Origin of the sequence: Pyxidicoccus caerfyrddinensis (genome assembly GCF_010894405.1) — a bacterium.
Taxonomy (GTDB): domain Bacteria; phylum Myxococcota; class Myxococcia; order Myxococcales; family Myxococcaceae; genus Myxococcus; species Myxococcus caerfyrddinensis.
In genome coordinates, this window is sequence record NZ_JAAIYA010000004.1 from 554,413 (window position 1) to 564,184 (window position 9,772).

At 71.5% G+C, this 9,772-nt stretch carries 9 protein-coding genes; 6 read left to right on the forward strand and 3 right to left on the reverse strand.

Annotation, left to right across the window (positions count from 1 at the left end; genetic code table 11):
• Positions 1-57 precede the first annotated feature (57 nt).
• Positions 58-1,416: a sigma-54-dependent transcriptional regulator gene (locus G4D86_RS12715; RefSeq protein WP_163993117.1), complete on the reverse strand. Its 1,359-nt coding sequence runs from the start codon at positions 1,414-1,416 to the stop codon at positions 58-60.
• Positions 1,406-3,517, reverse strand: a complete 2,112-nt coding sequence (locus G4D86_RS12720; protein ID WP_163993119.1) for a two-component system sensor histidine kinase NtrB — start codon at positions 3,515-3,517, stop codon at positions 1,406-1,408. Before G4D86_RS12720 ends, G4D86_RS12715 begins: the two co-directional genes overlap by 11 nt.
• Before the next feature lie 156 nt (positions 3,518-3,673).
• On the opposite strand from G4D86_RS12720, the gene G4D86_RS12725 reads away from it, so the two are divergent.
• Positions 3,674-3,883: a hypothetical protein gene (locus tag G4D86_RS12725; RefSeq protein ID WP_205519553.1), complete on the forward strand. Its 210-nt coding sequence runs from the start codon at positions 3,674-3,676 to the stop codon at positions 3,881-3,883.
• Positions 3,884-4,001: 118 nt separating this feature from the next.
• On the opposite strand, the gene G4D86_RS12730 is transcribed toward G4D86_RS12725, so the two are convergent.
• Positions 4,002-4,850, reverse strand: coding sequence for a GC-type dockerin domain-anchored protein (locus G4D86_RS12730; protein ID WP_163993122.1), 849 nt, complete (start codon positions 4,848-4,850; stop codon positions 4,002-4,004).
• A gap of 252 nt (positions 4,851-5,102) precedes the next feature.
• Between G4D86_RS12730 and G4D86_RS12735 the strand changes: the two genes are divergently transcribed.
• The 5 genes from G4D86_RS12735 to G4D86_RS12755 are packed head-to-tail and all read left to right on the forward strand — an operon-like array spanning position 5,103 to position 9,755.
• Positions 5,103-5,819 (forward strand): TetR/AcrR family transcriptional regulator, encoded by a 717-nt coding sequence (locus tag G4D86_RS12735; protein WP_163993124.1) that lies wholly within the window; start codon positions 5,103-5,105, stop codon positions 5,817-5,819.
• Positions 5,816-6,613 (forward strand): CoA transferase subunit A, encoded by a 798-nt coding sequence (locus tag G4D86_RS12740; RefSeq protein WP_163993125.1) that lies wholly within the window; start codon positions 5,816-5,818, stop codon positions 6,611-6,613. Before G4D86_RS12735 ends, G4D86_RS12740 begins: the two co-directional genes overlap by 4 nt.
• Positions 6,610-7,350, forward strand: a complete 741-nt coding sequence (locus G4D86_RS12745) for a CoA-transferase subunit beta (protein ID WP_163993127.1) — start codon at positions 6,610-6,612, stop codon at positions 7,348-7,350. The genes G4D86_RS12740 and G4D86_RS12745 overlap by 4 nt, the downstream gene beginning before the upstream one ends.
• A gap of 49 nt (positions 7,351-7,399) precedes the next feature.
• Complete coding sequence (locus G4D86_RS12750; RefSeq protein WP_163993129.1) at positions 7,400-8,437, forward strand: alcohol dehydrogenase catalytic domain-containing protein; 1,038 nt, start codon at positions 7,400-7,402, stop codon at positions 8,435-8,437.
• Between the two features lie 58 nt (positions 8,438-8,495).
• Entirely contained in the window at positions 8,496-9,755 is a 1,260-nt protein-coding gene (locus tag G4D86_RS12755) for a hydroxymethylglutaryl-CoA synthase family protein (protein WP_163993131.1), read from the forward strand.
• The last annotated feature ends 17 nt before the right edge of the window (positions 9,756-9,772 follow it).

Consider the following 9,772-nt stretch of genomic DNA (forward strand, 5'->3'; position numbering starts at 1 on the left):
CGAGGCCCGTCCCAGCGAGGATGAAGGACGCCCCCGTGGCCGGAGGTGTGCCGGGCCCTACCCGCGCTCCCGCTCGCGACGGTGGATGGTGGACACGTCGATGCCCAGCAGCTCCGCCGCGCGCGTCTTGTTGCCGCCGCAGTGGGCCACCATCCACGCGATGTACTCCCCCTCGAGGCGGCGCAGCGGCCACAGCTCCTGCTGGGCGAGCGTCAGCGGCCGCGACTCCAGCGCATCCGGGGGAAGGTGCGGGCGCAAGTCATCGAGCCCCACCGTCTCCCCCGGCGCGAGCACCACCAGCCGCTCCACCAGGTTCTCCAGCTCGCGCACATTGCCCGGCCACGGCATGGCGGCCAGCGCGGACACCACGTCGGGGGCCAGGGCCTGCACGCGCGAGCGCGGGTTGCGGGCCCGGGCACGGGTGACGAAATGCTCCACCAGCAGGGGAATGTCCTCGCGGCGCTCGCGCAGCGCGGGCAGGCGAAGGGTGACGACGTTGAGGCGATAGAAGAGGTCCGCGCGGAAGCGGCCCTCGCGCACGCGTGCCTCCAATTCCTGGTGCGTGGCGGCGATGATGCGCACGTCCACCGTGCGGCTGGCGTCCGCGCCCACCGCGCGCACCTCGCCGTCCTCCAGCACGCGCAGCAGGCGGGCCTGCAGCTCCATGGGCATGTCGCCAATCTCGTCCAGGAACAGCGTGCCCCGGTCCGCCTCCACGAAGAGGCCCCGCCGCGCCGACGTGGCCCCCGTGAAGGCGCCCTTCACGTGGCCGAACAGCTCGCTCTCCAGCAGGTCATGCGGCAGCGCGGTGCAGTTGACGGCGACGAAGGGCCCGGCGGCGCGCGGCCCCTCGAAGTGCAGCGCCCGCGCCACCAATTCCTTGCCGCTGCCGCTCTCGCCGCGCAGCAGCACCGCCGCGCCGGAGTGCGCCACCCGACCGATGAGCTCATAGAGGGCCCGCATGGCAGCGCTGCGGCCCACCAGTGCTCCCAGGCTGCTGCGCTCGGCCGCGGCCTGGCGCAGGGCCCGGTTCTCCGCGCGCAGCCGCCGCTCCGCCAGCGCCCGCTTCAGGAAGACGAGCACCTCGTCCAGCCGGAAGGGCTTGGTGAAGTAGTGGTAGGCGCCGCGCTTCATCGCCTCCACCGCGCTCTCCACCCCGCCGAAGGCCGTCATCAGCAGCACCGGCACCTCGGGGTCCACCGCGTGCACGGCCTCCAGCACGTCCAGGCCGTCCACCTTCTCCATGCGCAAGTCGCTCAGCACGGCGTCATACAGGCGCGAGCGCACGAGCCGCACGGCCTCCTCACCGCCCGTGGCCAGGTCCACCGTGTAGCCCTCGTCGGTGAGGGGCTCGCGCAGCATGCGCCCCATCTCCACGTGGTCGTCGACGACCAGGATGCGTCCCTCAGCTGGCATGTCGCTCCTCGACAGCGGACGGCGTGGCGGGCCACAGCACGGTGACGCAGGTCCCCTGCCCCGGCTCGCTCTCCAGCTCGATGCGCCCGCCATGGTTGCGCACGACGTGGGCCACCATCGTCAGGCCCAGCCCCGTGCCCTGCCCCCGCTTCTTGGTGGTGAAGAACGGGTCGAACACCTGGTTGAGGCTCTCGCGCGGAATGCCGCAGCCGTCATCCCTCACGGTGAGCGACACCAGCCCCCACGTCCCCGCCGCCGAGCCATCCGGCCCCGAGGCCGCCAACCGCACCCGCCCACCCGGGCCGCACGCGTCACACGCGTTGAGCGCCAGATTCACCAGGACTTGTTGAAGCTGGTCCGGGTCCGCGGCCAGCGTCGGCAGCGCGTCCGGCACGTCCAGCTCCAGGCTCACCTTGCGGCGCTCCGCCTCCACGCGCAGCAGCTCGTGCACGTCGCGGACGATGGGCCCGAGCGACACCGGCCGCACCGCCGTGGGCTGCAGGCGCGAGAAGTCCAGGAGCTGCCGCAGCGTGCGGCTCACCCTGTCTATCTGCTCGATGATGACGGCGATGCCGGGCCCCTGCGGGTGCCCCTGCCCCAGCTTGCCGAGCACGTACTCCGCCCGCCCGCGCACCACGCCCAGCGGGGTGCCAATCTCGTGGGCGATGCCCGCGGCGAGCACGCCCACCGTGGCCAGCTTCTCCGCGCGCAACAGCTGCGTCTCCAGCGCGCGCACGTTGCTCAAGTCCTCCACCACCAGCAGCGTGCGGACGTCCGGGTCTCTCGCCTCCAGCGGCACCGCGTGCAGGTTGAAGCGGCCCTCGTCACCGAAGAGGGCGAGCGGCTCGCCCAGCAGGCTGTGCGGTCGCGCCTCGCTGGCGGCGGCCTCCGCGAGCGCACGCAGGCGGGACACCACGGCATCCGGAGCCTGGGGAAACGCGGCGGCCAGCGGGGCACCCACGGCGCGCTCCGGCATGCGGGCGCGCAGCACCTGGTTGACGGCGCTGATGCGGCCGTCCTCGGTGAGGGCGAGCACTCCAGCGGGGATGTGGTCGAGAATCTTCTGCGTCTTGTCGTGCAGGTGGGCGAGCTGGTCCGCGTGGCGGCGGCTCTCGCGCAGGGCCGCCGCGCGGCGCTGGGCCAGCACCACGTACACGGCGAACGTCACCAGGAAGAGCGCCACCAGCAGGGCCGCGCCCGCCAGCCGCCAGATGAGCCCCTGCTCATGCGAGCGCAGCGCGGCGGTGGACACCAGCGTCGCCGCCGCCCAGTTGTTGCCACCCCGGAGGCGGATGGGGGTGAAGACGGCGACGGCCTCCGCGCGCCCGAGCCCCAGCCGCTCCGCCTCGTCCTCGCCGAGCGGGAGCGTGCCGCGCTCACCTTCCTTCATCCGCGCCGCCATCGACGCGAAGCCCGGAACGAGCATTCCTTCCGCGTCCAGCCGCCGGTACCAGTCCGCGAGCTTCGCATCGCTGGCGGACGTGGGCTGGTCATGGGCGCCCACCAGCAGCAGGCGCGCCTCCGGATCCGAGGTGACGATGCGCAGCGGCGTGAAGAAGGTCTCCGTGTCCACCAGCACGGCGACAGCGCCCGCGGGACGGCCCTTGGCCACGGGCAGCGCGGTGGCCATGACGCGCAACCAGCCCTGACCCTCTCCGAGCGGCGGCGACGTGGTGATGTCTCCGGGGGGCCGCTGCAGGGCGCGTCGGGCCGCCTCCGCCATCTGCGGGAGGATGGCGCCGCGAGACACCTGCTTGCCGGTGCGCCGGTCCAACAGGCGCAGCCGCTCGCGCCCTTCCGCGTCGTAGGCGACGATGACCTTGTACTGCCCCACCGCCTCCAGCAGGGCGCGCAGCTCACGCCGGTGCTCGGCGTCGCTGCCGGGCTGGGACATCAATTCGCCCGCGAAGCGCAGGTCCTCGCCGACGTCTTCGAGCGTCTCCGACACACCCCGCGTGGCCTCGTCGAGCTGGGCCTGCCGGTCCACCGCGAACTGACGCGCCAGCGCCGCGCGGTTGCTCTCCAGCAGCGTCAGCACCCCCATGCCCACGCTGGTGAGCGCGGCACACAGGAGCAGGATGGGGAGCAGGGCGTACCGCATGGGGCCCCGGAGTCTACCGGGCGCGAGGGGCGTCGGCCTCCCCCGAAGGTCCCCGGCGTTTCAATGAAACCGCGATTTGCTGGTCTGCTACCCTTCGAGTCGCGGCGCCTGCGGGCTTTCAGGGGCGCCGTGAACAACCCCTCCGGGAGAACACCAATGATTCGCTCCGCGAAGAAGGCCGCACAGTTGTTGCTCGCCGTGACCGCAGGTGCAGTCGTGTCGTTCAGTGCCACGCGGGTCCTCGCACCGCCGCCCGGCGAGCCGAGCTCCTACTGCGAGGGGAACTGCGTCAACCAGTGTATCGAGGAGGGGTTCAGCTACGGCAGGTGCTCGGGCGATGTCTGCGTCTGCTTCTACGCCTACTGAGATTGCCGGCGTCTGACGACGTCCGCTCGCCCCCGCGGAGTCGCTTCGCCAGGGAGCGCGCTGAGGTTGCCGGTGCGGGAAGTCGCCCTCCCGCACCGGCAGCCCCCACGAGTCGCCTCTAGCAGCCCGCGCCGTACGCCAGCAGGAACGTGGTGCGGTCCGTGCTGTTCACCACGCCGTTGCCGTCCGCGTCCGCGTCCAGGCTGCCCGCGTTCCACGCGTTGAGGAACGCGTCCCGGTCCGCGAGATTCACGGTGCCGTTGGTGTCGTAGTCAGACGGGCAGTAGAAGCGGATGTCCATCTTCCACCACGCGGTCGCCGTGCCGGCGGTGCCCGCCTTCGCGTCCACCAGCGCGGACACGTCACCCTGCAGCGTGAAGGGCCCCGGGAACAGCCAGCCCTTGCGGCGCACCGAGTCCGCGTCCGTGTTGCCGATGTCGATGGACAGCACGGGCACGCCGGTGGTGAGGCTCGCGATGTACACGAGCGACGCGGAGCCCCCGTACACATTCGCCGTGGTGTCGGCGGTCGCATCGCCGGCCACGACGTAGCGGGCGTACCGGTTGAGCTGGAACGTCAGATAGAAGTCCGCGTTGCCCGTGGCGTAGCCGCGAGACAGGGCGGACTGCGTGGTGCCATTCGCGCTGGCCGTCACCTCCGCGGAGATGCTCGACCCGGTGATGCTCGACGTCTCCGTGCCCGAGCCATTCGAGTCCGCGTGGCTGTGCGTGTCGTCGTACTGCGGGAAGTCGCTGGCCTTCAGCACCAGGCTCTCGTTGAAGTCCTCGAAGCCATACGTCCGGCGCGAGTCCTCCTCGTTCACGTTGGTGACGCCGTCATCCTTGGCGATGACGGTGGCCGACACCGAGCGAGTGCCCTCGCTCGGGGTGATGAACTGGGCCTGCGCGAACGCGGACGTGGCCGCGAACAGGGGAACTGCACCAGCCCACAGGGGGATGTGACGCATGTGAACCTCCAATGCTGAGTGACGGGGTGAGGCGCGAACCTTAGGTGGCCCGCCTGACGTCCACCCTGCCAATCCGGTGACGGCCCGCCTGCCTCCCCTACTGCCGTAACTCCGCGAAACCCCTGAAAACACAGCACCTCTCGTCGGTGACACCCGCACGCAGAGGATTGACACTCCGCGTTGGCCTATGTTACCTACCGGTCGGTAGGGCGTTGGCGTGAGGATTTTTACAGCTACACGGAAGGAGTTCACGTGACGCACAGCGGGCGGAAGCCGGACGAGGGCGAGCGCTACCGGGCCATCCTGGAGACGTCGGCGCGGCTCATCTGCGAGCGCGGCTACGAGGGCACGTCGATGCAGGAGATCGCCGCCGCGTGCCGGATGACGAAGGCGGGGCTCTACCACCACATCCAGAACAAGGAGCAGCTCCTCTTCGCCATCATGAACTACGGGATGGACGTGTTCGAGGAGCAGGTCCTCTCGCGCGTGCAGGGCATCGAAGACCCGGTGGAGCGGCTGCGCGCGTGCATGCGCCACAACATCCTGCTGGTGACGCGGGGGTGGAGCAAGGAGGTCATCATCATCCTCCACGAGCACGCCACGCTGACCGGCGAGGCGCGCGCGTTCATCGACGCCCGGAAGAAGAAGTACGTGGACTTCCTGGAGGAGGCCTTCGCCCAGGCCTCGGCCGCGGGGCGCATCCGCCCGGTGGACCCCACCATCGGCGCGTTCTCGTTCCTGGGCATGGTGCTGTGGGTCTACAAGTGGTTCAAGCCGGACGGGCGGCTCTCGGATGAGCAGATCGCCGACGGCATGGTGGACATGCTCTTCCCGCCCGTCGTCGCGGCGGCCACGGAGGGACAGCCGGGCACGTCGTCGTTACGCGTGGTGCCCCGCGCCACCGGCACCGGCGCGGCGGACGCGGCCTCGGTCGCAGTCCCGGGTGCGGCTTCGAAGGAGAAGCCGTGAAGACGGCCCGTTGGTGCTCACTCGAGGAGGCCGTGGCCTCCATCCCGGATGGCGTGTCGCTGGCCACCGGGGGCTTCATGCTCGGCCGCGCGCCCATGGCGCTCGTCATGGAGCTCATCGCCCAGGGCAAGCGGCGGCTGGGCCTCATCTCGCTGCCCAACCCGCTGCCGGCGGAGTTCCTCGTCGCGGGCGGCTGTCTGGAGCGCGTGGAGCTGGCCTTCGGCGCGCTGAGCCTGGAGGGCCGCGTGCGGCCCATGCCCTGCCTCAAGCGGGCCATCGAAGCGGGCACCCTCTCCTGGCGCGAGCATGACGGCTACCGCGTCGTCCAGCGGCTGCGCGCCGCGTCCATGGGGATTCCCTTCATCCCCGCGCCGGACGCGGACGTGTCCGGGCTGGCGCAGGCGGAGCCGCCGCAAAGGGTGGTGGACCCCTTCACGGGACAGAGCGTGACGGTGGAGCCGGCCTTCTACCCGGACGTGGCGCTGATTCACGCGCGCGCCGCGGACGAGCGCGGCAACCTCTACATGGAGGACCCGACGACGGACCTGCTCGTGGCCGGCGCGGCGCGGCGGGTGATTGCCACGGTGGAGGAGCGCGTGGCGCGCCTGCCCCGCGTCACCGTGCCGGGCTTCCAGGTGGACCGTATCGTCCTCTCCCCCGGCGGCGCGCTGCCCACGGGCTGCGTGGGCCTGTACCCGCATGACGACGCGATGCTGAGCCGCTACCTCGCGCTGGCCGAGACGGGCCGCGAGGCGGAGTTCCTGGCGCCGCTGATGGCGCGGAGGGCGGCATGAGTGCCTGCCTCGATGCGACTCCGGCGGAGACGGTGGTTGCGCTCCTGGCGCGGCAGATTGACGACGGCGCCGTGGTGGCCACGGGCGTGGCCTCGCCGCTCGCCATCCTCGCGATTGCGGTGGCGAGGGCCACGCATGCGCCGGGCCTGACGTACCTGGCCTGCGTGGGCTCGTTGGACCCGGACCTCCCCACGCTGCTCCCCTCCTCCGAGGACCTCGGCTACCTGGACGGGCGCTCGGCGGAAATCACCATTCCGGACCTCTTCGACCATGCGCGGCGCGGGCGCGTGGACACCGTCTTCTTCGGCGCCGCCGAAGTCGATGCCACCGGCAGCACCAACATGACGGCCAGCGGCAGCCTGGAGCGGCCGCGCACGAAGTTCCCCGGCGTGGCGGGCGCGGCCACCCTGCGGCAGTGGGTGAAGCGGCCGGTGCTCCTGGTGCCCCGGCAGTCCCGCCGCAACCTCGTGCCCGAGGTGCAGGTCGCCACCACGAGAGACCCGCGCCGGCCCACGATGCTCATCTCCGACCTGGGCGTCTTCGAGCTCGGCGCCGACGGGGCCCGCCTGCTGGCGCGCCACCCGTGGACGACGGAGGAGATGCTGACGGAGCGCACCGGCTTCGCCTTCCGCGTGCCCGAGTCGCTCCCCGTCACCTCGCTGCCGGACGCGCGCACGCTGGCGGCCATCCGCGCCATCGACCCGCGAGAGCAGCGCAACCAGCTCGTCGGCGCCTGACACACCACTTACTGCTCACACCGGATTCTGGATTCACGGAGGCATGGGAATGAAGGCCGTCGTTCTGCGCAGCTTTGGTGAGGCAGGGAATCTGAAGATGGAGACCGCCCCCGTGCCCCGTCCCGGGCGCGGAGAGGTGCTCCTGAAGGTCCACGCGTGCGGCGTCTGCTACCACGACGTCATCAACCGCCGGGGCAACCTGCCGCGCACCAGCGTGCCCGCCATCCTCGGCCACGAGGCGGCCGGCGAGGTGGTGGAGGTGGGCCCGGACACGCCGAACTGGAAGACGGGCGACCGCGCCGCCACGCTGCAGCGGCTGTCCTGTGGCGAGTGCGCGCTCTGCAAGAGCGGCCGCAACAGCCTCTGCAAGAACGACAACCGCTTCTTCGGCGAGGAGCTGCCGGGCGGCTACGCGCAGTTCATGGTGGCGCCGGTGGCGGGGCTGGGCCGCGTGCCCTCGTCGCTGCCCTGGGCCGAGGCCGCCACGGTGTGCTGCACCACGGGCACGGCGGTGCACACGGTGCGCACGCGGGCGAAGGTGCGCGCCGGCGAGACGGTGCTGATTACCGGCGCCAGCGGAGGCGTGGGCCTGTCCTCGGTGCAGCTCGCGAAGCTGGACGGGGCGCGCGTCATCGCGGTGACGTCCGGCGAGGCGAAGGTGCAGGCGCTGAAGGACGCGGGCGCGGACGAGGTCATCCTGGCGCGCGGGCTGGACTTCGCGGCGGACGTGCGCAAGCGCACGAAGGGCGCGGGCGTGGACGTGGCGGTGGAAATCGTGGGCAGCGCCACGTTCGACCAGACGCTCAAGTCCATGGCACCCGGTGGCCGCGTGGTGGTGGTGGGCAACCTGGAGTCGGGGCTGGTGCAGCTCAACCCGGGGCTCGTCATCGTCAAGGAGCTGGAGATTCTCGGCGCGTACGCCACCAACCAGCAGGAGCTGGACGAGGCGCTGCGGCTGACGGCCACGGGCGGCGTGCGCCAGTACGTCACGGACAAGGTGCCGCTGGCGGAGGCGGCGAAGGCGCACTTCCGGCTGGAGAACCGCGAGGTGGCGGGCCGGCTGGTGCTGGTGCCACCCGAGGCGTGAGCGGCGCGGGTGGCGAGCAGACACACATTCGGAGCAGGGAGCGGAAGCGAGGAGTGCCATGAAGAAACGCGTGGGAATCGAAGCGTTGGCAGTGGCGGTGCCGTCCCGGTACGTGGACATCGAGGACCTGGCGAGGGCGCGCGGGGTGGACCCGGCGAAGTTCACCTCGGGCCTGGGCGCGAAGGAGATGGCCGTCACGGACCCCGGTGAGGACACCGTGGCGCTGGCGGCCACGGCGGCGGCACGGCTCATCAAGCAGCAGGACGTGGACCCCTCCCGCATCGGCATGCTGGTGGTGGGCACGGAGACGGGCATCGACCACTCGAAGCCCGTGGCCTCGCACGTCCAGGGGCTGCTGAAGCTGCCGCGCACCATGCGCACCTACGACACGCAGCACGCGTGCTACGGCGGCACCGCGGGGCTGATGGCGGCGGCGGAGTGGATTGCCTCCGGCGCGGGCGCGGGCAAGGTGGCCATCGTCGTGTGCTCGGACATCGCCCGGTACGGGCTGAACACCGCGGGCGAGCCCACGCAGGGCGGCGGCGCGGTGGCGCTGCTCGTCTCCGAGCAGCCGGATTTGCTGGCGATGGACGTGGGCCTCAACGGCGTGTGTACGATGGACGTGTATGACTTCTGGAGGCCCGTGGGCCGCCGGGAGGCGCTGGTGGACGGGCACTACTCCATCAACTGCTACCTGGAGGCGCTGTCCGGCGCGTACCGCGGCTGGCGCGAGAAGGCGGTGGCGGCCGGACTGGTGCGCTGGTCCGGGACGATGCCGGGCGAGCAGCTCGCGCGCATCGCCTACCACGTGCCCTTCTGCAAGATGGCGCGCAAGGCGCACGCGCAACTGCGGCTGTGTGATTTGGAGGACGCAGTGGGCCCGGGCCCCGGGACGCCGGAGGCGCGCGACGAGGTGGCGAAGTCGCAGGCCAGCTACGACGCGCAGGTGGCCTCGTCGCTGGGGCTGAACGCGCGCATCGGCAACGTGTACACGGCGTCGCTGTACCTGGCGCTCGCGGGCCTCTTGCAGCGCGAGGGCGCGCAGCTCGCCGGGCAGCGCATCGGCCTGCTGTCGTACGGCAGCGGCTGCATGGCGGAGTTCTACTCGGGTGTCGTGGGCGAGAAGGCCGCGGAGCGGATGGCGCGCGCGGACCTGGCGTCGGTGCTGGCGAAGCGCGAGCGCGTCTCCATCGAGGAGTACGAGCGGCTGATGAAGCTGGCCTCGGATGCGCCCGAGCCCGTGGCTCCTGCCCCCGGTGAGTTCCGGCTCACGGAGATCCGTGAGCACCGCAGGGTGTATGCGGGGGGAGCGGTCTGACGTCGCAATGAGGCGCA